The sequence below is a fragment of the uncultured Parabacteroides sp. genome, from assembly GCF_902493135.1.
Lineage (GTDB): Bacteria > Bacteroidota > Bacteroidia > Bacteroidales > Tannerellaceae > Parabacteroides.
Window position 1 is genome coordinate 18,994 of the sequence record NZ_CABUOD010000023.1, and the last position, 26,998, is coordinate 45,991.

A 26,998-nucleotide genomic window follows, 5' to 3' on the forward strand; every position below is an offset into this window, starting at 1 on the left:
ACCTCGTCCCTACGTTATGTTAATTGACGATTACTTCGACGGTCGGAATGATACGTTCCTTGTTGTCCGGGCCTAACACTTTCACATGGGTGATGTAGAAGCGTTTGCCTCTTGCCAGACGGCGGATATAATCTTTCTGGCGCTGTGAGAACTGGTTGCCTTGCGTGACTTCCGGAATGATGTTGCCCATCGAATCGTAGAAAGTCAGTTCGAAACTCAATACCTTGAACGGCACGTTCAGCAGGTCGTCGTCGATAGCAGCCTGGATGCCGTCGGCTTCCACCAAATTGCGTTTGGAGAACTGGCCGCCACGGAACTTGCGCATATTACCGTTCTGATCCTTATATTCGATAAAAGGCATCGGGTCGGGCAGGGCACGTACGCGGAATGTCGTTTTCGCCATCTCGACGCTACGTCCATCCGCCATTTTAGCATGGACGGAAACGATGGCGTCTGTTCCGACCGTAGCGGGACGGGCTTCCCACTGGTCGCCTTTGCGGACCAATGTCCCGTTTGTCATGGTCGCCGTCACGTTACCGCTCGGCACACCCGGCACGGCAATACGGATCGGGTTGGCGATTCCGGCATACAACACATTCATCAACATCGGGGCGACCGTCGCACTCGGTTCCGTCACGAAATACTCGCTTTCGAACTCGCGGCGCATCACGCTGCCGTCGCTACCCGGCATTTCTATATATCCTTTGACCGGATAAGTGCCCGGAGTACCGGCTACAGCCGTAAACATGCCGTTTGCATCGTATGGCAATTCCTTGCCGTTCACATAAACGGTCGGACGTTTCGTCGAGTCGACAGCCGATAGGACGATATTGGCCTTGTACTGGCTGCCACGCATGACGATCTGGCTTTCCGGGATCACCTGTGCCGTGATCTGGTTTACACGATAGTCGCGCATGTCGACACTGCTCAGCAGGTTCGACAACACTTCACCTTCGGCGTAGCGGATATCGCTTTGCAATTTCGTCAACAAGGTAACGGCTGCCGCCACCGGCATACTTTCAAACAGGGCTTCCTCCCAGGTGCGGGTATTGATACCGGCCTTGTGAGGCGGTGTCGTCGAGAGGCTGGCTTCGATGATGCGCGTCTTGGCCGAGTCTTCCACCATCTCGCCCATCAGCGTCCGGTATTTTTCGATGCTCTGGCGTAATTTCTTGCCTTCGCCCGAAACGGGAGACAACATCACGCGGGAAGCCGCTTCGAGGTCGTCCTTATGATCGATATTGTTGACATCGGCATCCTTGCCGTCGGCAATCTGCGCAATACGCACTTTCAGATCCTGCACATAATTGTATAGGCTGTCGGAGGCCTGCTTCACCTTGTTCCCCTTCTCGTACCATTCACGTACTTTTTCAGGGTTTGTCTGATAATAAGCCTCCAATTCCTCCGTAACGATCTCATTACGGGTCGAGGTATTATCGATAGAAGTCCGCAAGCTGCCTTCCACCAGTTCGAAACCGTCAAGTACCTCCGACGACACATTGAGTGCCATCATGGCGATGAACACCAGATACATCAGGTTGATCATCTTCTGACGGGGCGAATTGGGATTATTTGCTATTCCTGCCATATCCGGTTACTTCATTGGGTTGTTTGTATAGGGAGCCTGCTGCTGATATCCGTAGGGCTGCTGATAGGGCTGCTGGTAATGCTGCGGCTGTGCGGGCTGCGGTTGCTGCTGTTGGTAAACAGGCTGCTGCGGTTGTGCAGGTTGCTGATACCCCATATTGACCGTCATGGCCTGCAACAGGCGGCTGTAGACCTGGTTCAATTCGGCCAGCTGGCGTGTCATCTTTTCCGTTTCGTTGCGGAACACGGAACTGTCGACCACGGAACCGTCGTACATTTCGCGAATGCGGTTCAGGCCGCCGTTGATATGTTCGATCGATTCGATCTGCGAGCTGATGCTCTTCAACTGTATTTCGTAGATCGTGTTCAAGCCCGAAATGTTGCGGTTCAGCATTTCCATCTGCTGCACGTAGCCGCGCGAATTCTGGTTGATGCCATCGGAATTATCCGTAATGCTCTTGTACGAGTTCAAGAGCGTGTCGGAAACGTCGGTCAGCGAGTTGGTCACCTGGCTGAAACGTTCCATGTGTTCGGACATGCCCGAAAGCTGTTCCAGATATTTCTGCGTCGCTTCCGTCAGTTCCGCCATCTTGGAGATTTGTTCGGCTGCACCGCTCAGTTTCTTGATACTGTCGGAAAGGTTTTTCGTATCTTCTTCGCTCACATCCAGGCCGAGATTACCCAATCCGGCAGCCTGTTTGCCGCCTAAGTTGAAGTTCAAACCGCCAGCGACCTCATCGTCGGCTGTGTTCTCTGGCGAATTGACCAGGCTGGACATAGGCGTATTGGCGAAATCCGGACGGTCGAGCGGATTCTTCGATTTCAAGACCGGGAACACTTCTTCCCAGTGATATTCGTTGAACGGTTTCTCAAATGCAGAGATAAAGAATACCAATGCTTCGACCGTCATGGCCACAAACAGGATCTGGTTACCATACGGCAAGTGCAACAATTTGAACAAGGCACCGATAATGACGATGGAGGCACCCCAGCTATAACAGAAATTCAGTACCCGCTTGCCTTTTTCACTGGCGAGGTACATTTCCACTCTGTTTTTATATCTTCTATATTTTCCCATAATATGATGTATATTCGTTAATTAGAGAGGACGGGAGAACCCTATCCCTGCGTTATTTTTTACCTTTTGCTCTCGAAAAACCGATTTGTGTACGGGCGCAACGGAAACCGATGTATGAACGGGTTTCGTTCTGGTATTCGAAGGTGCGCATATCCGAACGGATAAACTGTGCCACGTCTTTCCAGGAACCGCCGCGTACGACTTTCTTCTTCATTGCGTACGGGTCTTCCTTCGCGGCATTGTAGCGCAAGTCCGGATTCATGTCGCTCATCTGGCTTGGTCCGGATTCGGAATAAGAGGTCGATGTCCATTCCGCCACGTTTCCGGCCATGTCATAGAGGCCGAATTCGTTCGGGGCGAAAGAACCGACACGCGAAGTGATCAGGTGACCGTCTTCCGTATAGTTACCCTTGCCCGGCTTGAAGTTGCCTAAGAAGCAACCTTTTCCGCTCACCAGTTCATCGCCGGCCCACGGATATTTGTTTTCGTTCTTGCCTGTACGGGCCGCATATTCCCATTCGCCTTCGGTCGGCAGGCGGAACGGTTCGATGGCCTGTCCGCTGGGGAAGTTCAGAGATTCCTTGAAAAGGTTCGTGCGCCATACGCAGAACGCGGTCGCCTGTTCCCAGGAAACACCTACCACAGGATAATCGTCATAGCCCGGATGCGAGAAGTACATACGCATATAGGGCTCGTTATAGGCATTGTTGAAGTCGTTCACCCAGCAGCTTTCGTCCGGATAGATATTCACGATGCGGGTATGAAGGAAATCCCACGGCCCGCTAAGCCGGCGCGTGATGGTTTCGTTCACGATCTCGCCTTCCTCGGTGATGTAGGCCGTATCTTTGGATATCATGATCACTTCGTTAGGATCGACCTGGATATCGGTGTTACGCACGCGGGCTGCCGGATCCAGGTTATGTTTGCGAAGGGCTGCCGACGTATAGTCGTACCATTCGTAACGATAGACCATCTGTTTCGGGTCCAGCGTCTTTTCGCCTGTCACCGGATTTACGGTATAGACGCTTTCGATCGCCCGGACCTCGTCTTCATTGGCGCGTTTCCAGGGAATCGGGCGGCTCCAGTCCAGATGCGGGGTTACCGGTTCGCCATATTTGTCTTCGGTAATCTTAAACAGGTCGTTGCCGCCATAAGCCGGATCGGCCAGGCGTTCGCGGATAATGGAATCGCGCACCCAATACACGAACTGGCGGTATTTGGCATTCGTCACCTCTGTCTCGTCCATCCAGAAAGCATCGAAAGAGACGCCTTTCGTTTCCGGATTGATCCCCCACAAGGAATCCTTATCAGCGGGTCCCATCTCGAATGAGCCTCTTTTGATCAGAACCATCCCGTAAGGGGCAGGTTCGTTAAACGCAACCGAGCGTACCCCCGTCACTTCGCCCCCGCCACCGGAAAGGGTTTTGCCACATGAGGTAAACAGGGCTACTGCCGCAAGTACTAACAATACTTTTTTCATATACTATAATATACGTACACTTTTGTGTCTATTCTTTCCTGACTTCGATTTTTTCAACTTCAACTTGTAGCTCACTACCAGCTCGTGGCTTCCACTCGTGGCTTTCAAGATGGGTATGGTAGAGATCGGAAAATCATACGCATATCCTACCTGGAAACTCCCGATCTTGGCTCCTAACAACAGGATCAGCGACTCATTCACACGCCAGGAAAAACCTCCGTTAAACATCTTATTATAAAACAGCCGGGCCGTTATGTCCGCCTGAAAACTCTGCATGTCTGTTTTCAAGAATACAGACGGCTGTAATTCATACAACGGGTTCCGAAACTGAATATTGTATCCGGCTATCAAATTATATGTACTGGCAAGATACATGGAAGAATAATCGTCCAATGAGATCTCTGTCTTGTTTAAGTGCGTGACGCCCAAACCGGCATAGAGATTCTTGCGTTGATAGTAAAGTCCGGCATTCATGTCGAAGCCCATTCCGCTTGTCTGCGTCTGTGGAATCGCCTGGTCTTCCTGTTGATGGAACTGGCTGGTCGGATAAAAGACCTTTTCTCCGTCGAACGACTGGTTTACCACTCCGAACTGCATTCCGATACTGAGCGTGCCGCCAAACAGTTTCTGCTTATAGGCATATTGCAAATTGACATGTGTATTGACGAAAAGCCCGATCCCTTCGGTAAAGACGACCAGCCCGACGCCATGATTGGTTTTCCCGATCTTCAGCGGCATATCCGCATTGATGAAGAAGGAAGTCGGCGCCCCGTCGATCCCGACATATTGCAAACGGGACAGCGCCAACATATTCAAATCTCCCGCAACACCCGCATACGCCGGATTATAATAACTCAATGCCATGAAATACTGGCTCAGCTGCGAGTCGTATTGCGCCCGCGCTCCCGTGAGGCCGGTTACCAAAAGGATAATAAGCAGGAGATATTTGTTCATATATCAAGAAACGGAATAAATCCGAATAAATTGTATAAAAAGCAAACGAGGCGGCGGGACATAGCCCTGCCACCTCGTTATTATTTCATGCCTGTACGTTTTTATCGCACATTAATATTCTTCTTCGTTGAAGAAAAAGTCTTCTTTACTTGGATAGTCGGGCCAGATATCTTCCATGCATTCATAAATCTCGCCTTCGTCTTCCATTTCCTGCAAATTCTCAATCACTTCCAGTGGCGCACCAGAACGTTGTGCATAGTCAATCAATTCATCCTTGGTTGCAGGCCAGGGTGCGTCTTCCAGTTTTGAAGCTAACTCTAATGTCCAATACATAGCTGTCAAGTATTAATAACCACCTTGCGGCGGTCGGGTTCTCAAATTTTCCGCAAAAATAAGACAATATTCTTTAGATGCAAGTATAATCCCAGATAATTTCTTTGCCATTATTCCGTATGCATTCCTTACGTGCCAGAACAAACAGATAATCAGACAGTCTGTTCATGAAAACCAGGACAGGCTCTTCAACGGGGATCGTCTCCGCCAAACGGTAGATCTGTCGTTCGGCACGCCGGCAGATCGTCCGGCACACATGCGCCAAAGAGGCCGAACGGCTTCCTCCCGGCAAAACGAAGTTGCGCATCTTGGGCAATTCGTTATCCAGGCGGTCTATTTCCCTTTCGATACGGGTGATCGTTTCCGGCATCACCTTGCTTTCTACTTTCAGTTCCGTGTTTTCCTGGTCGGTCGCCAGGTAGGAACCGATCGTGAACAACTTATGCTGGACAAACAGCAGGAAATCTTGATCCGCTTTCTCTTCGAGCGAAGTGATCAACAACCCGATAAACGAGTTCAGCTCGTCGACCGTACCATAACTCTCGATGCGTTGGTGCGCTTTCGACACCCGTTCGCCGCCAACCAGGGAAGTAGTTCCCTTGTCGCCGGTCCCTGTGTATATAATGCTCTTTTTCATATGACAATAACTTATCGTTTTATTATATAATCGCACATCCTTGCCGGATGTTGCAAAAAGGAGTACAATATTCGTCAGATTCCGGGATTTGTGCAAGGATTCGGATTATTTATTTTGATGGAAAAAGCGAATTGTCAGGTTTAACATGTTATTCCGATTGATGGATATATCTGTATTACATTTCGCTTGTATCCGGATAAAAAGTCAGAAATAAACAATATAATCCCTCTTATGCAGCCTCTTGTTGAAAAACACGATTCCCATTGAATACAGGTCGATCGTCACCGTTACTTCGGGATGGGCGCATACTTCCTGCCAGAACTCGCGCATCTTGCGGCTGGCTTTGATACCTTCGAAGACAAAGACCGTATCGCCGTGCACATGTTTCAGACAGGTTTCAAACAGCCAGCTATTGTTTTGCTGCTCATAGAGGGTATTGAAAAAGACAAAATCGAGTCGCTCCATGTCTTTCAAGGCTTTCGGTAGTAAGTCCTTATATTCTCCGACACGAAGGTCGACCGGGTTACGGGCGGCTTTGTCGAAAGCGATACGGGCGATGGAGGCAAACTCCGGGACGTTTTCCAGCGCGATACATTTCAGATCGGATGCATATGAAGTCAGATACAAGGTAGACAGGCCCATAGAGGGGCCAATCTGAAGGATATGCTTCGATTTGAAATAGTTGGCAAGACGAAAAAGCAAGGCGCCGTGCTTGGGACGGATCGCTTCGCGTTCGACAATCCGGCCGATCGTGCGGCGACGCATCTTCCCCTTTTGCCGGCGGTCGGGATAAGTGATCTCGCCATTCTGGAAAAGCAGCTGCTTACGGATCAGTTCGATGTCATAGAAGCTATAGTATTGGCAACGCTCCTCGATCACTTTCGTGATCAGGTTGAAAACGAAGGGGGAGTGAACCCCGAAGCCTTTGCGGTAACGGATGCCCCGGTATAAAAGTACGCCTTTTCTTAGTGTATTAGCTTTGGGAATGATCTGCATATCCTAACTTTTTATTGTTTTAATCATGAAACATGTCCATGATTTTTCCGCTAAGCTGCAAAAGGGATATTTCGCATATCTTGGTGGAATATTCGGCGATGGACTGGCGCTCTTCTGCTTCCAGCAGGCTGTTCTGGGCTTCACGCAGTTCGATACCGGACAGGTCACCCAGTTTATAGCGGTCGATCGCAATCCGGTAATTCTCCTGTGCCGCGACCAAATTCTCTTTTTCCAGGCTCCATAAATCCAGGTTGTTGCGATAGGCCATCCAGAAATTGCTCATATCGGCCCGCAGCCCCAGTTCCAGTTCCTGCATACGTAATTCCTGGTTCTGAATCTGTATCCGCGCATTCCGCTGTTCGCGTTTGCGGTTGAAACCGTCGAACACGTTGATGCCGACCGTCACCCCGTAATTGAGTCCGAGGCGGCGCTGGAGGTCGGTCGTTCCCACCTCGTACCAGTTCGTCGTATAGCCGTATCCGGCATTCAACTTGACATACGGGTAGTTACGGCTTTTTATCTTTTTATAGTCCAGTTCGGAAATCACCTGGTTCTTCTTGGCGATCAGCAGAGATGAATTGGAGGCAAGCGTGCTCTTCCAGAGTTCCACCTCGTCTAAGAACGGGTTGGGGGTAATCAGGGAGTCTTTGATCCGTATCTGTTCCTCTACATCTTCCAAAGCCATCAGCCGGTTCAGGCGGATACGGGAAGTATGCACTTGTTCCAACTGGTTCAGGACATTCGAACTGTCGGCATTGAAGTCGACCTGTGCCTGCTGGAGGTCCAGGCGGGACATCGAGCCGATATAATACCGCTCTTCCACGATGCGCAGGCGTTCGCGGGACAGTTCGAGCGTGGAACGGAGGTTGCGCAGGCGGATCTTCTGGCGGATCAGGTTGTAGTATTCGCTCGAAAGGTCGGCAACGAAGTCCTCGATCGTCAGGCGGGTGTTCAGTTCGCCTAAGTTCTGCAATTCTCTGAGTTTGTCGTAAGTGGCCTGTATGCCCAATCCGTCGAAGACGGTCCAGTTCACGTTCAGGCCGATATCTGCCGTCTCGTTGTTGACACCGTTCGTTTTCTCGGTCGTTCCGTCGGACAACTTATTATTGGTATCGGTAAGCGTCCCGCTGAAACCGCCGCTCAGATCGACTGTCGGCAAATAGCCGGCATTGCCGGGGGTCGCATTGTTCGCGCTGACCTGTTGTTCGTTGCGGATGATGCGGATGGAGTAATTATGCTCCAATCCGGTCCGGATGCAGTCGTCCAGGCTGAATACCCGTTGCGCACCGGCCGGAACGACCGCAAATGCTATACATATTAATAAAAGAAACCTCTTCATCCTCAATCGCCTTATTTTTTAATTCTTAATTCTTAATTTTTAATTTTTAATTTTCGATTGCCTGTCCGTCGAGATAAAGCTATACATCGCCGGGACGATGAACAACGTCAGGAATGTCGAAACGATCATACCGCCCACTACGGCGATACCCATCGCAATGCGTCCCTGTGCCCCTTCGCCCGATGCATATACCAGCGGAACCAGTCCGAGGATCGTTGAAATACTGGTCATTAGGATCGGACGCAGGCGCTGCGTGGCAGCCGAACGGATCGCTTCCGCCATTTTTTGGCCGGCTTCCTGGCGCTGATTGGCAAACTCCACGATCAGGATACCGTTCTTCGCCACCAGGCCGATCAGCATGATGATACCGATCTGGCTGAATATATTCATGGTCACACCCGAATAACTCATAAAGATCAACGCCCCCGCGATAGCCAACGGAACCGTGAACATCACGACCAACGGGTCTTTGAAACTCTCGAACTGCGCCGCTAAGACCAGATAGATCATAAACAGCGCCAGGATCATGGCAAACATCAGGCTGGACGAGCTTTCGCGGAACTCTTTCGATTCGCCCGACAGAGCCGTACGGAAACTGTTGTCCAACGTTTCCGCGGCGATACGGTCCATCTCGTCCAGGCCGTCGCCGATCGTATAACCTTTGTTGAGGCCGCTGGAAACCGTCGCCGACACAAAGCGGTTGTAACGGTACAGCTGGGGCGGCGCGACGTCCTCTTTCAACGTGACGAGGTTATCCAGCTGGATCATCTCCCCGGCATCGCTGCGGACATAAATGGATTTCAAGTCCAACGGCGTGTTGCGTTGCTGGCGGTTGATCTCACCCAATATCTGATACTGTTTCCCGTTCATGTAGAAATATCCCATACGCTGGCCGCTCAACGCGTACTGCAACGTCTGTGCGATCGTACGGGTGCTGACGCCCAATGAGGAAGCCTTGTCGCGGTTGATCTCGATACGGGCTTCAGGCTTTGTAAACTTCAGGTTCACGTCCGCCATCTGGAACACCGGGCTTTCGTTCACTTTCTGCATGAAAGCGGGCAGAAACTCTTGCAGTTTCTCCAGGCTTGTCGCCTGCAAGACATACTGCACAGGCATTCCCCCGCGACGTCCGCCGAAAGTGGACTGTTGCTGGACGAAAGCACGTGCTTCCGTCTTGCCGCGCACATGTTTGGAGAGGACATCGGCGATCTCCATCTGCGAACGTTCACGTTCCTTGATGTCGGGAAGCAGAACGGTTATGAATCCCATGCTGTTATTCGCGCGTACTGTCAAGGCCTGTCGCTCCGGAGCCAACGTGTCCGCCATCGCTGCAATCTGATCCGTGAAATTACGGATAAACTCGAAGGTAGCACCTTCCTGGGCCGATATGCGGATAGAGATGGAAGAACGGTCTTCTAACGGGGACAGTTCGGTACGGATGGTCCGCCAGAAATAGCCGATGGAGCCGAACAAGATCGCGACAACCGGTATGGACCACCACTTATGGTCCAGGAATGCATTCAGGGATTTTGCATAGATCGTATTCATGCCTTCGAAGAAAGGTTCGGTCTTCACATACAACCATCCTTTGCTTTCACGTTTCTTCAATAGTTTAGTCGCCAGCATCGGCGTAAAAGTCAACGCTACAAAAGAAGAAATCGTCACCGAACCGGCGATCACAATGCTGAATTCCTTGAACAAACGCCCTGTCATCCCTTCCATAAAGACAATCGGAAGGAATACGGACACCAATGTCACCGTCGTAGACACGACGGCGAAGAAGATCTCTTTCGACCCCTCTATACCCGCCTCTTTCGGTTCCATTCCCTGCTCGATGCGGACATAGATGTTTTCCGCCATCACAATCGCATCATCCACCACCAATCCGACCGAAAGCACTACCGCCAACATCGTCAGCACATTGATGGAGAAGCCGGAGATATACATCACGAAGAAAGCTCCCACGAGCGACACCGGAATTACCACCACCGGGACCATCGTCACACGCCAGTCGCGGAGGAACAGGAAGATGATCAACACGACAAGCAGGAAAGCCACATAAATGGTCTCTTCCACCTCCTTGATCGAGGCACGGATAAAACGGGTATTATCGTACACCATCTCGACTGTCACGTCTTCCGGCAAGTCTTTCTTCAGTTGCTCGATACGCTTGTAGGCCTCATCGGCAATCTCGATCTGGTTAGCACCCGGCTGCGGAATGATGACGTCGATGACCATCGGTTCGCCGTTCTTGCGCATCACACTTCGCAAATCCTCCGGACTCACCTCGGCGCGTCCTACGTCTTGGAAACGGATGATGTTTGCGCCGTCCCGTTTGATAATCAAATCATTGAACTCTGTTGCCGTGTGCATCAGTCCTAACGTACGGATAGACAAATCGATCGTATTTCCTTCGATACTGCCGGAAGGAAGTTCCACGTTCTCGGCATCCACCGCGTTCTTCACATCCAAGGGAGTAACGCCATAACCGGCCATCTTGATCGGATCGAGCCACAAACGCATGGAGTAGCGCTTCTGTCCCCAGATATCCACGCCACTCACGTTCGGAATGGTCTGAAGCCGCTCCTTCACCGTCAGTTCGGCAATCTCGCTCAGCTCCATCAACGAACGCTTGCTGCTTCGGATACCGATCTGCATGATCGGGGTCGCGTCGGCATCCGCCTTCGACACGGTCGGAGGGTCACAGTCGCGAGGCAGATACCGCTGGGCACGCGAAACCTTGTCGCGCACGTCGTTTGCCGCCGTTTCCAGATCGACGGACAGTTCGAACTCTACCGTAATACGGCAACTTCCCTGGCTGCTGACGCTGCTTAATGAACGAATCCCCGGAATACCGTTGATATTCTGTTCGAGCGGTTCCGTAATCTGGTTCATGATTACCTCGGCATTGGCACCCGGATAAGATACGTTCACCGAAATAATCGGATTGTCCACGCTCGGAAACTCACGAACCCCCAGGAATTTATAGCCGATCATCCCGAACAACAGGAGGATCAGCATCATCACGGTCGACAGTACCGGCCTTTTTATACTTATTTCAGAAATATTCGCCATACTGCTTCGTTACTTCAGGTTATCAATCGACACTTTCATCCCCGTCCGAAGCTGCATCACGCCGGAAGTGATCACCGTATCACCCACGCTCAGTCCTTTCAAGACCTGCACCTGGCTCTCCGTGCGAAGTCCCAGAATGATCTCGGCAGGTTCCGCTACCCCGTTCTTATATAGGTAGACGATATTCTTTCCCATCTCCGGGATCAATGCCTCGCTGGGGATCGCCAGTGCCTCTTTGATCTCACGACGGGTAATTTCGACAGAGGTATAACGTCCCGGCACGATCGATTCGTCCCGGTTCGGATAGGTCGCACGCACTTTCAGCGAGCGGGTCGCCTCGTCGATTTTGCTTTCCACGGCATAAACGGTCGCTTTGTAGTCCTGCATCATGCCGACAGACGAGTTCATCCTGAACACGATCGGCGTACCGTCCTTTATATCCGCTGAGTAGCGTTCGGGGACGGAGAACTCGATTTTCAGAGGAGAGATCTTTGTCAGTTTGGTGATCACGGTCGAAGGAGAGGCATAGGCGCCTTCACTGACATTTCGGAGGCCGATGATCCCGTCGAACGGTGCCCGGAGTTCGGTCTGGGCGATATTGGCTTTTACCAGTTCGATATCCGCCATCAGTTTTTCATATTCGGTCGCCACCTGTTCATAGGCTTCCTGGCTGACTGCATCTTTTTCCAAAAGCGTATGCTGGCGATACACGCGATCCTTTGCCAGCGGCACCTGCGCCTCTAACTTTTTCAGTTCCGCCTGCAGCGGCTTGTCGTTGATCTTGGCAAGCAGGTCACCGGCTTTCACATGCGTTCCTTCCGTAAAATAGATGGCCACGATCTTGCCCGACGATTCGAACGAGAGGTCTACCTCCTCATCCGGGATCGTGCTGCCGGTTACAATGGTCTTATCGGTAAGGGACTGATATTTCAGTACTTCCGCATTAATATTCAACACTTGTTTCCGAACTTGGCTTCCGGCTGGCGGAACCATTTCGGCAGCATCTTTGGATGCTTTCATACGGCTTTTAATCTGCGGGTAAGCGATCATTCCGGCAATCATCAGAACAATTGCGGCCGTCACGCTCCACTTCACTCTCTTCGTCATATTTTCCAGGTATTCTACTTAAAAACACTTATCGACACGTAAATATATACAAGTACGCGGAATTATAGACGAATTAGGAGCAAAAAGGTTTAATAAAAAACAAATTTTTATTTTAATCCGGTAGAAAAAAGACAGCAAGGACCTTCACAGGCGCTTGCTGTCAAACACAAATTATGTTGAAAATCGTTTAGTCTTCCGTGATAACGGAAAACTCAGCAATTCCAACATGTTTTACGTTATCCACTATGCGTGTTGCCTTAAAAACTAATTTTTGGCCTTTGACAGGCGCAAAGCGTATTTCTTGTTCGATCGGGTTGTGCTTGATGTTCGAAAATTCACCGGAAGCTACGACTTTGCCGTCCACCAGCAATTGGTAGTTCGAGATATGCCCCTGCGAGTCGCGCCCTTGGTTAGGAGTATAGATAAAACCGCTGATCGTGTGAGGTGCAGCCAGTTCCACTGCTATTTCATTCTTGCCTTCGGGCAGATAATAGGTAGAATAGCCATTCCCGTCAAACATGAGATTCGTCCGTTCGTCAACGGGACTCACCACCTTATAGTCGGCAGCCGGCAAATCAAAATCGCGAATAGCAACAGGACCGGTTTTACCGGACTGGGCGTCGTAAGTAATCGCCTTGACAGTCCCTTTCTTGTCGAGTGTGAATGGGGCTTCATATTTTGCAGACTGCGCCGTCGGCTCCGTTCCGTCTGTCGTATAATAAATATCAGCTCCTTCGCTTTCCACGTCTATGCGTACTTCATTCTTCGTATTCCGCATGATACGCGGTTGTTCCAACAGCGGGGGAGCCAGGAAAGCTGCCACGTTATTGATGCACAACGGCCCTTTTGCCTCCGTGAAATGGATGCGCAAAGCATCAGCCGGGGTCGTTTTGAAACGGACGATACGTTTGTAACCTACTGTCGAAAGCGTATCGGTAGTTTCTACCGGTAGCCATTTGCCATCCTTTTCCACTTCAATCGTAAAGGCGCATACACGTTGTCCGAGCGGGATATACTCCTGGATCATCACCCGGTTGAGCGAAGTACCTGCCGGCAGCGGAAAAATGAGCGAGCCTGACGTTACACCATCGGAAGTGGCCCAGTAAGAGTCCCAACTCTCATCCGTCACATTCGACGCCTTATAAGCGCCGCCACGGGTTTCGCTCGCTTTTGGCTTGACACCGGCCAACAGGTTGTCTTTCAACTCTGCCAGGATCGTATGATACCAGTCGACGGCACGTGCCGAATCGACCGGATGAATCTGTCCGCTCAATGCCACAGGGAAGTTCAGCAGGAAGTTGGCATTATGTCCCACGCTGCGATAATACAGGTCGACCAGATTCGGAACGGTGCGCACCTGATGATCTTCACGATGGTGATAGAACCACCCCGGACGAATGGAGACGTCACATTCTCCGGGCAACCATAGATTCCCGTCTTTCATTCCCCATTGGTTCTGAGTATAATGGGTTTCCTTATCCAGAGAATAAGGCGACCAGTTCGTTTCGCCAGCCCAACCGGACTCGTTGCCGATCCAGCGGATATCGGGAACCGTACCGCCGAAGATCATCGCTCCCGGATGTTTCGACTTGATCATTTCGCGTGCCTCCTCATAGCCATAATAGGTTTTCGGATCGATCGAACGCGTTTCGTTCGTTCCGCCGTACCAGCCGTTTCCGCCGTTCGCCCCGTCAAACCAGAATTCGAACAGCGGGCCGTAGTTGGAAGTCAGTTCGTCGATCTGCTCGTGATAGGTTTTCTGGTATCCTTCCCGTCCGTATTCGGCATTGTGGCGGTCCCAGGGAGAGAGATAAAGTCCGAACTTCAAGCCGTGCTTTTTGCAGGCATCGGACAGTTCCCGGACCATATCACCCTTTCCGTTTTTATAAGGAGAGTTGGAGATATTATAATCGACGGTTTTTGTCGGCCAGAGGCAAAAGCCGTCATGATGCTTAGCTGTCAGGATCACCCCTTTCAGGCCGGCTGCCTTGATGATCCGCACCCATTGTTCGCAATCCAGGTCTGTCGGATTGAATGTTTCGGCAGGCGTATTTCCGTACCCCCATTCCAAATCATTAAACGTATTCAACCCGAAATGCACAAATGCATAATTTTCCATTTTCTGCCACTCGATCTGTTCCGGCGTCGGAACCGGCAAAACAGGTGCAGGCGGCTCCGCTTCCTTGCAGGAAAGGGACAGCCCGGCAAACATACCGGCGATTAAAAGATTCTTTGTGTTCATGTTGTTATTTTATAAATGAGACTTTCCGGTTCTTCCCTTCTTTTATCAGAGAAGCAAATTTGTATGTATCCGTTTTCACTTTGCCCTTGACAAACTCCGGGATGTTATACGATTTGGTGAGAAACGTATAATAATCCGTCGATTTTTGGGGTAAGACGAACGGTTTGGAGAGGACGCCGCCTTCACCGACGTGTGCGATGAAAGGACGTGTGTATAAGCCATCCAAGCGACGGCTGCTGAATACCACCCACTTGCTGTTGGACGACCAGGAATGATAGCTGTCCGTATCGGGACTGTTTGCTTCTTCCGTCGGGATCTGTTCACCTGTGTCCAAGTCGAACATACACAGATCCGCGTCTTTATGCCAGATGGGGAACGTTCCGTAGGAAGTCGTTGTACAGAGCAGATATTTCCCGTCCGGGGAGACACGGGGGAACAGGATGCTTCGCCCTTCTGTTTCCGCCTGAAAGATCGTGTCGACAACCGAACCGAACGTTCGACTTTCAGGATCGAAGGAGACGCGGCAAAGACTATAGCGGAGATCGCGCAATTGGCCCGGAACTTTCAATGCCGGGGCGGAACAGAAATAAAGCTCCTTCCCATCCGGCGAAAAGGTTGGGAACGTTTCAAAACGGCTTTTCGAGAACAAAGTTTGCGTTGTGACAATTTCCTGTTTCTCCACGTCGTAGACGACTACATCCGATGCCTTGTCATATACTTCCGTACGGTGCACTGGATGCGTGTCTTGCGTCGTATTGTTGACGGAAAAAGCAACAAACTTTCCGGAAGGATGCCAGGAAGGATAGACCAGGGCCGAGATCGTCTGGTCGGTTTTCGTATCGAGCGTTTCCACCCGGTCGCCATCCACCAACACGGTGCAGCCATACTTTGCACGGACATGGAACAGCATTTTATCCGGATCCTGCATGCAAAACGAATGACAGTTCATGCAATTATTATCCGTCAGGCGGTTTTCCAGAATCGGTTCCTGATCGAAAGAGGATAATTCGCGTTGGTAGATTCCCATTTCATTCCATAGCTGGTAACCGGGATCGATCAGGCGGTAAGCGATATACGGATCGACCGGATCTTCGGAAACCCGGATATGAAACGGGAGAAAGGCCTTCCATTTCCCCTTTTCTTCTGTCAGGACAGATACCTCCACCTGTTTGCCTTTTGCCGCAGCTAATAACTTTTTCCAGTCTGCACCGGGAATGGAAAAGGCTCCGCCGGAGGCGTAAACGGCAAATGTATATCCTTCGGTCGTAAATACCGCACACGCTTTCCCATCCGTCCGTATGGCAAAATTCAAAGGAGCGATCGATTGCGGCACAGTCACACCGGTATAATCCGGATAGATGGCCGGAAGTTCATCTATTTGCACGGAGACGGCTGGCGGCCGGTCGGAAGAGCATCCTATCAACAACAGGAATATGTAGAAAAACAATTGTTTCATTTGTCCATCGTATTAAACATATAATAATACCAATACGTCTTGCCATATTCGGAAGCCAAAGCCACCGCAGGATTCTGACCCGAACGGGAAACTTCCTGTACCTTCTGCATAAAAGCAAGCGCCTTGTTCCTCACTTTGATGCTCACCCCGTGCTCCAGCCAGAAATGCGGATCATTAGGACTGCAAATCACGATTGCCTCCTGCTGGCATTCGGTCATATCGCGCCAGGCGGGAGAACGGTACAGGTTTTCCTGCAAGGTTTTATAAGTCTCTATATCTTTGTTCAGCAGTAAAAACGAAGTCAAATATTGTAAGCCGGCACTGTTTTCCGGACAAGCAGGAACCAGATGAATCAAAGTGCTGACCGGGTCCGTATATAATTCGGGAATAAGCGTTTCCGCTTTCCAACAACGGCGTCTCGCTCCTAATTCCTTATCTCTTTCGACAGCTTGGTCATTATAAAGGAAATAGCGATGTGCAGCCGCCCAATCCTTATAATACCAGGTATTTTCCAATAGCCGGATATATTTTTCGGCAGTCGGATAAGCTCCCGTAATAAGGTTGGTTTCCACCAGCCTTTTCAGCATCCGGGGATTACCGGAGGGGTGAGAACTTACGAACGCTTCAAAAGCAAACTTCTGAGCCGTACTGATAATTCCCATGCAATAGTAGAGGTCGCTATGCAGTTCCGCTGTGAATACCGACTGATCCCAACGTAGCATCAATGTTTCGATACCGCGTTGGGGATAATCCAATAATCTTTCCGAAAGTATTCCATTATGCGCAAGCGCCAAGTTTAAACCGCACATACGCCGTTTAGACAGAGTGGTTTGATTAAACGACGTTATCACCTTATCCCACTTTTCATTGCGAATATAATAGTCCTGTTCGAGATGATCGATCGTATCTAATCGTCCCCAATGTATAATTCCCAGATAAGCGACGAATCCCATCGCCACCCACTGAATCCCGATCCAAATACATTTTTTCTTTGAAGATGCCGGCTCTTTCCATTTTTTCAAATAAGCGCCCAATACCATCATAACCGGTAAAGCATACCAGGAGTAATAGATTCGGGAAGTATGTAACATCGGATCATAATAAGCATCCGGCAAAAAAGCTAATTTCAAATTCCTGCTGAATCCTAAATAAGTCCCGATAACAGCAGACAAAATGGTTATAAGCAGATAAACCAAACTTGCGTATTTCTTACTTCCATTGGTCAGGAATTCAAATAACAAAGCGGAAAGAGCAAATAAATGTACAATCGGCCCGGCAATCCAATATAAAACAGGGATCATACAAATCTCGTATATCAGCCGAATCCCAGGTTTCAGATTGGTGTACAGCCATAAAAAAAACAATAAAAACAAATAGGCAATCGTTCCTTGCTCCTGATAGTCATAATCCAATTGCATAATAAATAAGGATAACCAGGGAAGCAGGCTTACGAAAGGAAGATCGTCTCGTAATGATATTTTCTTTAAAAGGAGGGAAGAGAAAAAAGCAATCCCTGTCAGAATAAATGCTGCGATAACAGGCCCTGTACTCATTACGACATAAAACTGGGAAAGAAACTCTGAAATATAAAGAGCCACACCACCGGCCTGTCCCAACGTCATAGCTGCATATTGGCCCGTAAACTGGAACATTTGCAATTGCTCCTTAAAAGGAAACAAGTAGCAAAAGGCATAATAAAAGACTGCGACTTGCAGAAGAAACAGGATAAGTCCGGATATCAGAGCTTTATATTTCATATGCAAACTAATACTATTACACGAAAACTAACCTAATTATCCTTTTAATGGATAATTAGGTTAGTTTAGTTATTCAATGAACATTGTATGAATAAATATTTTCTTTTACTACAATTGGTGTCGTTAAAGTAACAGAATCTGATTTATCATATGTTTCAACTGTTACTTCCACAGCATAAGTACCTTCATGTTCAAGTCTAATACCAAAAATCCCAAGATGAAATCCACAACACAAATTTTGAGAAGCTATTACCTCCCCATTTGATGCTTTCAATTTCCAATATAGATAAAAATTCGAATCAGTATGACTTGATAAAGGTTCTACGACTAATTTGTATAGAACATTTGTTATAAATTCTGTCTGTTCAAGAGGGGCACTTTCATTTTCATATAATCTAATTTCCATTCTTTGGGGAATATTATCTAAATAACCTCTCAATGCGTTTTGAAAAACCGACTTCAAACTATTAGTTTCTTGACTAAAAACAGATGTCCCACAAACAAACAGAGTAGCTAAAATAAATAAGTATCGTCTCATAATACTTGATTTTTGCTTTATTCAAATAGAAAATAGAGGAACAAAAATAGTTCCTCTATTTATAAAAGTTTATTCCCAACCAGGATTCTGTTCCAAATTCGGATTCAAAGTAATTTCATCTGTCGGAATGGCACTAAACCAACGTCTATCGTTTGCTGTCCATTTACGACCGCCAGAACTCATCATATCTGGATATTGTACCAAATAAGAGTTGCCTTTATATTCGTAAAGAGAACGGCCACCTTCGCCACCGAAGTTTACTTTGCCTTCATATAGTTTGCGGACTGCATCTGTTACACGGATACCCAGCATAGTCTTCGGATTTTCCAAAACTTTCATTCCGTTCCAACGCTTCAAGTCATCCAAGCGGAAACCTTCAGTGATTAACTCAATACGACGTTCGCGACGAATTTCATAAATCAAAGGAGTTACTGTATATCCATAATCTATTGCAGCAGGGTCTGCAACCGGATTTGTTGTCAAATGAGGCATTTCTACCCGGTCGCGTAACAAATTAATGGTTTTATCCAAAACATCTTGCGTGCAAGTACCTAATTCTGCATGAGCTTCAGCATTGATCAACAGCACTTCAGCATAGCGGAACACAAACCAATCATAAGTCGTGTGTCTGGCTTCCCACTGTGCAGGTTCCGGTGAGCGGAATTTGACACAAGGATAACCCGTAACAGCACCTGTGCCATCACAGTTAGGATAATCATTTACAGTTTGTTCACCATTAGTAACTGTAAAAGGCTTATTCGTATTATCAATAATCTGATACATACGCGGATCGCGATCTACAAATTCATCTGTTAGTGTAGCATCACCTTTATACTTGTCACTCACTGAAATAGGATTTCCATCTTTACACAGGAATGATTCAACAAAGTCTTTTGTCAATCCAGTTCCATTACTTCCTGCTTGGCGACCTGTTTCATGCATCACATTACTTGCTTCACTGTAGACGCGTGCCAAAATACATTCCTTATTACTCAACAGATCTTCTTGTACGAACTGATTGGAGTAATAAAGAGGATATCCGTCAAACGCTTTCTGTCCACAACCTGCATCCGTACCCTTTACAATTGCATAATTACCTGTAGCCATCACATCATTTGTTACAGAAATTGCTTTCTGTAACAATTCTTCTGCTGTGGGAGAGCCTGATTCATTATGATACTTTTTGTAAGTACCGAAATAGAGGCAAACGCGGGCCAAAAGCGTACGAGCTGCATCTTTTGACAAACGGGCACTTTCTTCTTTCCCTTTCTCCGGTAACCATTGGACACCGAATTCCAAGTCTTCGATGATCTTTCCCAATACAAAATCGCGTGAATCACGTGCTTTATAGAGTTCTTCGGTATCAGAAGTCTGCAAATCTTTTTCATACCAGGGAACATCGCCATACGCCTTTACTTTGTCAAAATAATCCAGCGCACGGAAGAAACGTACTTCTGCAACATACAAGTTGATTTCGGCTTCCGAACCTTCCACTGTCTGGTAACGCTGCATAAAGAAATTGCATGCACGGATATTTTCCCATGTCCATTTTGTATCTTTAGTCGTTGCCGGTGCAGTTTGTTCGTTAAACAAGAACTGGCTGTAGGTAGATGTCAAGCAGTTATCAGTTTCATTATCTTTATCTACTCCCGGAGCAGGCAATTTTTCGTATAACTTATTGGCATATATCTTTAAGTCATTAGTTGTATGCCAGAAAGTTACATCCGTCACAGAATCGATCGGCGATTTGTCGGTTACGTCACAAGAGTATAGTGCTCCGGTGAAGGCCGTAATGCATAATATATATTTTAGTTTCATATAACTTATTATTTAGAATGTTAGATTAAGTCCGACTGAGTATTTCTTTGAAATCGGATAAGTCATGTTATTTAAAGTTTCCGGATCAAAAGTATCCATAAGCGGAGTGAATGTCAGCAAGTTTTCACCTAAGAGATAAACTCTCAAGCGACTAATGCCAATTTTGCCCAATACATTCTTAGGAATCGTATAACCAATTGTCAAATTCTTTAAGCGCAGGTAAGCTGCATTTTGCAAATAACGATCTGAATTTACACGGTTACCACCGTTAGCCCAACCCGGACGCGGATAATATGCATTCCGATTATTTTCATTCCAGTAATCCAATGCATTTGTCAAAGGTGTATCCCATTCAGATGTAAAGCCCCAGAAAGAGTTTCCACCGCACATATAGTCGCGTTTGCCAATTCCCTGCCAGAACATTTCAAAGTCGAAACCTTTATATTCGAAACCGGCTGTAAAACCATAGCTGTAACGCGGAGTCGAGTTACCAATAATTTTCTGGTCACCCATATCGTCCAATGTATTCTTTCCACGAGTGATCTTACCATCACCATCCAAGTCTACATAGCGTACATCACCTGCGCCCCAAGTACCACCATAAAGCTGTGTCTGATCAATTTCTGCAGCTTCCGCATCAGTCTGGAACAAGCCATTTGAGCTATAACCGTAAATCGTATTCATTTTATATCCTTCATAATATTGATTTACAGTTTCATTATTTTTATTTTTTGTAAACAAAGAGCCTGTTGGGTTTGCAAATTTGGTAATTGTTGACTGATAGTCAGATAAAACACCCTTTACCCAGTAATTGAAACCATTTTCCAAGCGGTCGTTCCAACCTAAAGAAAGTTCCCAACCAACAGTTTTCAAATCAGCTGCATTTTCTACTGGCACGCTTGCACCTAACACAGACGGCAAAGCCTGTCCTGCAGTCAACATATCTTTCGTATCACGACGATACCAGTCAAAACCGGCTGTTAAACGATTGTTCAAGAAAGTTGCATCGAAACCAACATCGACCTGGTTAACAGTTTCCCAAGTAAATGAAGAACTAACCAAACCTGAAGGAGAAATAGCGACAGGACGAGAACCTCCTAAAATCATACCCATACTACTTGTTACTCCATATTGAGGCAAATAAGGGAAGTTCCCCATATCATCAGTAGTCTGCTGGTTACCCAACGAACCGTAAGATGCACGGATCTTCATATCATCCCACCAGTCTTTTACCGGTTCCCAGAATGCTTCTTCTGAAATACGCCAAGCGGCAGAAACAGAAGGGAAGAATGCATAACGATCTCCGTCAGGGAATTTAGAAGAGCCATCGTAACGTCCGTTCACTTCGAACAGATAACGCTGTTTATAGTTATAGTTCAAACGGAAGAAGAAACCGTTGATAGCCCAATGACTTTCATTGTATCCCATATTCATTTCACCGATTGCCTGGTTTAATGCGGGTTTAGAATCATCGATCAGGTTCGTACGGCCACTCCAGAAATATTTTGTATGTTTATATTCTTGGTTGTAACCTGCCATCACTTTGAAATTGTGAGTATTGTCATTGAAAGACTTAGTATATTCGGCAAAAGCATTGAAAGATGTATAATAATCTTCATTATTAGCCATTACAACACTACTTGGGTTTGTCCAGGGATAATAGCCTTCAGTACCTGCTACCGCTTTGTATTCAAGAAAGCGTTGAACGTGCTGGTTGGAACCTTTGTTATACATATTAAATGTATAGTCGGCGTTTACAACCAAACCTTCCAACGGAGTAATCTTGATCGCTCCGGTCATCCACAAGTCATTCTGTTTGTCTCTGTTATTACCGCCTTGCGCCTGCAATGCGATCGGGTTGGTATAACCACCCTGTCCTGCAAAGTGACCGTCCGGGTGACGAACCGGCATCAATGGGCTCAAATCGTTCTTCATCATACCGCTATAAGCAGAAATACCCGACCATGCAGTATTATTCATGGCAGTCGTACCACCAGAAGGATGAGATTCTTTTGTATAGGTGTGCATGACCTTTGCTGATACGTTCAACCACTTGGTTATGTCTGTAGAAACATTCAAATTAACATTGAACTTTCTATAATCGTCGTTTGCTTCTTTCAACAAACCGCCCACATCATTATAGCCCACGGATGCATAATAAGTAGTCTTTTCACTACCACCGCTTACATTCACATTATACATTTGGGAGAAGCTGGCTTTTTTATACAATTCGTCGAACCAATCCGTATTACCACAATAATTATAATCGTACGGTTTACTTGGGTCGATAATCAAATTAGGATCATACCAAACAGGTGAATCGTATGTCCCATTAAAGTATCTCTCTGCGTAGTCATAAATGGCTTCATGATAATAATGCCCACTACCGCCACTATTCTGATAAGCCAGATCCTTCATCGATAAAAAGTCCATGGAATTAACATTATGGACACGTTTTGCCGGACTCTGCCAGTAGCCGTTCGCACTTAAAGAAACCTGTGGAGCACGTTCTTTTTTACCATTTTTTGTTGTAATCAAAATTACACCATAAGCAGCACGTGCACCATAAATAGCAGAAGAAGCAGCATCCTTCAATACGGAGATAGAAGCGATATCATCCGGATTAACCAAGTTTGCATCCATCTGTACGTTATCGACCAAAACCAACGGACTACCACCGTTAATGGAAGTCGTACCACGAACATTAAATTCAGAACCTTTACCTGGAGCTCCGGAAGGAACCGTAATATTCAGGTTAGGTACAACACCCTGCAAACCTTGTCCGATATTGGCGATAGGACGGTTTTCCAAAACATCACCAGCCACTTGCGCTACAGCACCGGTCAGGTTGGCTTTCTTTTGCGTACCATAACCCACAACCACTACTTCTTCAAGAGCTTGTGAATCTTCTTTTAAATTCACTTTCAAGACAGACTGTCCAGTGTATTTGATCTCCTGAGTAACATATCCGATAAACGAAATCTGGATAATGGCTCCTTTGTTTACACCTTCCAATGTAAAGTTACCGTCCATATCGGTAACGCTACCATTAGTTGTGCCTTTCACGATAACAGATGCACCGGCAACAGGGCCTAAGGCATCTTCTACAACACCGGACACTTTCCCGTTTTGTTGGGAAATGTTCGTTTCTTGCTTAAACGGTGCAGTTTCTGCAAAAGCACCTGCGGGGACAGCTAAGGCTCCCGAAAGCAAAATCAGACTGATTAGTTTAGTTTTTTTCAACATAGAGTATATATTTAAAAGAAATAATACATCCTACGAAAAATGGCTTTCATCCGTTGAGTGTCTTGTTAGATCAGGCTCATTAGATTGGGCATACTTTTATAGCGTTTTTCTGTGTTTTTGTAATTAGTTCTATCAGAACTATGGTTCTTGGATCTTTCATATCCGGGTCAAAGATATGAATTTTTAATTTCGTTGTGTGTTTTTTGTTTAAAAAATTTTGCACTGGACTCGATATTAACAATTAGGCATTACAGATTCCTTGCAAACATTGAGCAATATCAAGTATTAGCATCCATTTTCCTATGAAAACCGACTTGTTGCTTATTCGTAAACTACATTAATTGCAAAAATTTCACATATATCGTATATAATTCTTTGCAAATGCATGAGTTCTGATAGAACTCATGCCTCTTCCCGATACTTGCGATTTAAAAATAATCTTATTTTTGTAATATTATATATTCATCTGAATATTTTGTAGTTATGTGCATTTTTATCTGTGCAAAACATGATTCTGTACCCATCAAAAAAAGGTGTAAGAACGATAAGTGATGAAACCTAATGCTTGTGTTAATTTATCTATGGTAAAGCAGAGGGCTTATTGTATAATACCGGTTTCTTGACAACAAAATACAATCTTTAATAATAGAGCTGAAATCCGGCTTTTTTGCGGGCAAAAAGGACTTTGTCGGCTGAGGTGCGCAGTTTTTTGACACGAAGACGGTCGTAATTGTTCTGAGGTACGCAGTGTAGATAGCATGACGACCGTCTTGATGGCGATGAAGACGGTCGTAAAGGGAACGAAGACGGTCGTCGTGGCGGGAAAGCCCCGGAATCGGTTTGAGATATACGGGAAATCCCTCGACTTTTTTTATTACAGGCGATTCTTCGGGAGTTCAGGTTTTCCACAATATCCGGTCTTTCTTCTATCTGATTACAAAAAGACATCGTTTTTTCATTTTCTGCCTACGACGTTTTTTCAATCGTTACCAATTCCGGTAAAAAGCCGGCAAAAAGTCAAATCAAAACGATCCGGAATTTTACCCGAAATAGAATCCGGGCCAATCTGGGGTTATTGTCATTTAATTTGGTGATGTTGATGACATAATTCCTTATCTTCTAAACAAAAAAACAGACAATAACCTCCCTTAAAAGGGGCTTTTTGTATATTGTTGGCAATCAGCGTTATAGTATGTGTAAGATTATTAATAAATATTACCCGCAATAGAAAACCGAAAAATATGGGATGAAAATCTCATTTTTATGGGGTAGTATTTCGATTTGGACCAACGGGTATTTTGGAAAAACAGACAATAAGACAAGAAAGAATGCCCCCCCTCTTAGACAATGATTTTGAAGATAAAGTGACAAAAACAAGTTGCCTGGGGTGGGGAAATTCAATCGCGTTCGAAATCGGACAGCACTTCTGCCGTAGTGGCGTTGATTTTTTTGTCCAATACATAAATCCGGTAAGACAGGCTCAGTTCTTTGCCGGGTTCCAAGGTGAACGCCTGCTGCTTGGTCGGCGAGAAATTCCACATGACATCACCGGCAGGCTCGTTGACGGTCTTGTCCCATACGCGCAAAGGTTCGGGATAGTTCAGGTTGGAAGGGTCGGCAACGATCAGGATACAGGCTTTTTCGTTTCCCGCTTTCCCCTGGTAATAGCACCAACGGGCTCTCGAACCGTCAGCCTCGTCGCGGGAAAGGCCTTCCGAAGTGAGCATTTCGGCTGTCTGGTCGTTCCAGTCCTCGCGCGTACGGATACATATACCGCCATAGCGGTAAACCTCCATGGTGATCGGGCTCGAACCGGCGAGGCGGACAGTGGTGTGATAGTCGATATAATAGCCCGGTAAGGATGTCGTTCCGATGCTGATTTCCAGACGTTCGTTCATCGCTACCTTTTCTGCGGGAGAATCGGGGTAGACCACATGGTCCAGCGTCGCAACAAAACCGTTGTCGGATACGCGTTCGAAGTTGCGGAAGCGGACCGTCCCTTGTTTTTTGTGGAGATTCCAGAAGTCGATCTCATGACCTTCAAACGTGGTTTTCGTCCAGGCGTACCACAAACCGAAATGATGGTAATGGTCGGCGGGAGAACAATTGGTCATCACTTCGCCTTTCAACGTCTTCAAGGGGTGGATGAAACCGCTGCGTTTATAAACCGAGTCGACGCCCGGAGCCGGGTAAACCGTGGCATAGTTGTAAGAGAACAGCTGTTTATCCCCCATCTTATAGTCCAGGGCTTTTCCTGTATCGACAACGGAACAGGATGTTTCGGATGGCCGGCAAGAGCCTAAGAACAGAGAAATAAAAAAAACACCGATAGAAAAAATAGCAGTTTTCATAATATGACAATTAAATAATAATCAGTTATCCGGCATGCGGCAAGGCAGCGTGAACCAGAAAGTGGAACCTTTGCCTTCGACCGATTCCAGTCCGATTTGGCCTCCTAAATGGTCTACGAAACCTTTGCATAAAGCAAGTCCGAGCCCTACGCCTTTGGAATGGCTTTCCACAGCCTGCACGAAACGGGCGAATATCTTCTGTTGCATCGCTTCCGGAATGCCTTTGCCCGTATCGGCTACAAAAAAACGAATTTTTTCCGTTCCATCCCAATTATAGCCGATCCGTATTTCTCCCTTCGACGTATGTTTGATAGCATTAGACAGCAGATTCGACAAAATCTGGACCAAACGGTGGCGATCCGTATAGATGGAAATATCGGGAACCGGGCCTTTCTGCAATGCGACGGACGGCTGGATTTGCAATTTCGCCGTTTCGTACAATCCGTTCATGATATCGGGGAGAAAGACCTTCGAGTATGTAAACGAAATCGTATCCGATTCGATCCGGGAGATATCCAGCACATCGTTCAACAAGTTGAGAAGCAGTTCGTTGTTTTCTTTAATGATCCGGATGTATTGCTCGCAGGTTTCCGGGTTTTCCTCTTCTACCAGTAGTTGCGAAAAACCGGCAATCGCATTAAGGGGCGTACGGATTTCATGATTCATATTTGCCAGAAAAGCCGATTTCAAATGATCGGAACGTTCGGCTTTGTCTTTTGCCTTGACAAGTTGTTCTTTCAAACGGCGGTTTATTTGAACCAGGACAAACAGGAAGATGCAAAACAGGGCCAGTCCCAAAATCATCAAATACAGTTCACGGGATCTTGACGTAAGCTGTTCGTTCTCCATCTGGATCAGGGCGGCTTCGTTGCCGGTTGTTTCAGTATAAGATTCCTGCCGGACAGGCTCCTGCAGGCTTTCCCCGTATGCCGGTAAACCGGATCCGGGAAAAACCGACATCAGCAGGGATATTAATATGTAGGACAGTAACCGTTTCATTCCAG

General features: G+C 47.1%; 18 protein-coding genes. All 18 read right to left on the reverse strand.

Features of this window, described 5'->3' with window-relative positions; genetic code table 11:
• Positions 1–19: 19 nt before the first annotated feature.
• The 18 genes from gldM to RDN79_RS11675 all read right to left on the reverse strand — a co-directional run bounded on the left by gldM (position 20) and on the right by RDN79_RS11675 (position 26,993).
• Positions 20–1,588 (reverse strand): gliding motility protein GldM, encoded by a 1,569-nt coding sequence (gene gldM, locus RDN79_RS11590; protein ID WP_298548625.1) that lies wholly within the window; start codon positions 1,586–1,588, stop codon positions 20–22.
• Positions 1,589–1,594: 6 nt separating this feature from the next.
• Positions 1,595–2,665, reverse strand: a complete 1,071-nt coding sequence (gldL, locus tag RDN79_RS11595) for a gliding motility protein GldL (RefSeq protein ID WP_298548622.1) — start codon at positions 2,663–2,665, stop codon at positions 1,595–1,597.
• A 52-nt stretch (positions 2,666–2,717) separates the two neighbouring features.
• Positions 2,718–4,145 carry an SUMF1/EgtB/PvdO family nonheme iron enzyme gene (locus RDN79_RS11600; protein WP_298548619.1) on the reverse strand — a complete coding sequence of 476 codons (1,428 nt, stop codon included), beginning with the start codon at positions 4,143–4,145 and terminating at the stop codon, positions 2,718–2,720.
• Between the two features lie 3 nt (positions 4,146–4,148).
• The gene (locus tag RDN79_RS11605; RefSeq protein ID WP_298548616.1) at positions 4,149–5,099 is read right to left on the reverse strand and encodes a type IX secretion system membrane protein PorP/SprF; all 951 of its coding nucleotides are present in this window, start codon (positions 5,097–5,099) and stop codon (positions 4,149–4,151) included.
• A 111-nt stretch (positions 5,100–5,210) separates the two neighbouring features.
• Complete coding sequence (locus RDN79_RS11610) at positions 5,211–5,432, reverse strand: DUF2795 domain-containing protein (RefSeq protein WP_005633363.1); 222 nt, start codon at positions 5,430–5,432, stop codon at positions 5,211–5,213.
• A gap of 73 nt (positions 5,433–5,505) precedes the next feature.
• Positions 5,506–6,069: a cob(I)yrinic acid a,c-diamide adenosyltransferase gene (locus tag RDN79_RS11615; protein ID WP_298548613.1), complete on the reverse strand. Its 564-nt coding sequence runs from the start codon at positions 6,067–6,069 to the stop codon at positions 5,506–5,508.
• 204 nt (positions 6,070–6,273) lie between these two features.
• Entirely contained in the window at positions 6,274–7,065 is a 792-nt protein-coding gene (locus RDN79_RS11620) for an O-methyltransferase (protein ID WP_298548610.1), read from the reverse strand.
• Positions 7,066–7,084: 19 nt separating this feature from the next.
• Complete coding sequence (locus RDN79_RS11625) at positions 7,085–8,404, reverse strand: TolC family protein (RefSeq protein WP_298548607.1); 1,320 nt, start codon at positions 8,402–8,404, stop codon at positions 7,085–7,087.
• 39 nt (positions 8,405–8,443) lie between these two features.
• Complete coding sequence (locus RDN79_RS11630) at positions 8,444–11,479, reverse strand: efflux RND transporter permease subunit (protein WP_298548604.1); 3,036 nt, start codon at positions 11,477–11,479, stop codon at positions 8,444–8,446.
• A gap of 9 nt (positions 11,480–11,488) precedes the next feature.
• Positions 11,489–12,586 carry an efflux RND transporter periplasmic adaptor subunit gene (locus RDN79_RS11635; protein WP_298548602.1) on the reverse strand — a complete coding sequence of 366 codons (1,098 nt, stop codon included), beginning with the start codon at positions 12,584–12,586 and terminating at the stop codon, positions 11,489–11,491.
• Positions 12,587–12,773: 187 nt separating this feature from the next.
• Positions 12,774–14,828: an alpha-L-fucosidase gene (locus RDN79_RS11640; protein WP_298548600.1), complete on the reverse strand. Its 2,055-nt coding sequence runs from the start codon at positions 14,826–14,828 to the stop codon at positions 12,774–12,776.
• Between the two features lie 4 nt (positions 14,829–14,832).
• Positions 14,833–16,284, reverse strand: a complete 1,452-nt coding sequence (locus RDN79_RS11645; RefSeq protein ID WP_298548597.1) for a hypothetical protein — start codon at positions 16,282–16,284, stop codon at positions 14,833–14,835.
• Positions 16,281–18,041, reverse strand: coding sequence for a DUF6057 family protein (locus RDN79_RS11650; protein ID WP_298548594.1), 1,761 nt, complete (start codon positions 18,039–18,041; stop codon positions 16,281–16,283). Before RDN79_RS11650 ends, RDN79_RS11645 begins: the two co-directional genes overlap by 4 nt.
• Positions 18,042–18,114: 73 nt before the next feature.
• On the reverse strand, positions 18,115–18,579 hold the full coding sequence (locus RDN79_RS11655; protein WP_298548592.1) for a hypothetical protein: 465 nt from the start codon (positions 18,577–18,579) through the stop codon (positions 18,115–18,117).
• Positions 18,580–18,648: 69 nt separating this feature from the next.
• On the reverse strand, positions 18,649–20,397 hold the full coding sequence (locus RDN79_RS11660) for a RagB/SusD family nutrient uptake outer membrane protein (protein ID WP_186928446.1): 1,749 nt from the start codon (positions 20,395–20,397) through the stop codon (positions 18,649–18,651).
• A 12-nt stretch (positions 20,398–20,409) separates the two neighbouring features.
• The gene (locus RDN79_RS11665) at positions 20,410–23,643 is read right to left on the reverse strand and encodes a TonB-dependent receptor (RefSeq protein ID WP_298548588.1); all 3,234 of its coding nucleotides are present in this window, start codon (positions 23,641–23,643) and stop codon (positions 20,410–20,412) included.
• Between the two features lie 1,397 nt (positions 23,644–25,040).
• A complete protein-coding gene (locus RDN79_RS11670; protein ID WP_298548586.1) occupies positions 25,041–25,994 on the reverse strand; it encodes a PmoA family protein in 954 nt (317 codons plus the stop codon).
• A gap of 21 nt (positions 25,995–26,015) precedes the next feature.
• The gene (locus tag RDN79_RS11675) at positions 26,016–26,993 is read right to left on the reverse strand and encodes a sensor histidine kinase KdpD (RefSeq protein WP_298548583.1); all 978 of its coding nucleotides are present in this window, start codon (positions 26,991–26,993) and stop codon (positions 26,016–26,018) included.
• Positions 26,994–26,998: the final 5 nt, after the last annotated feature.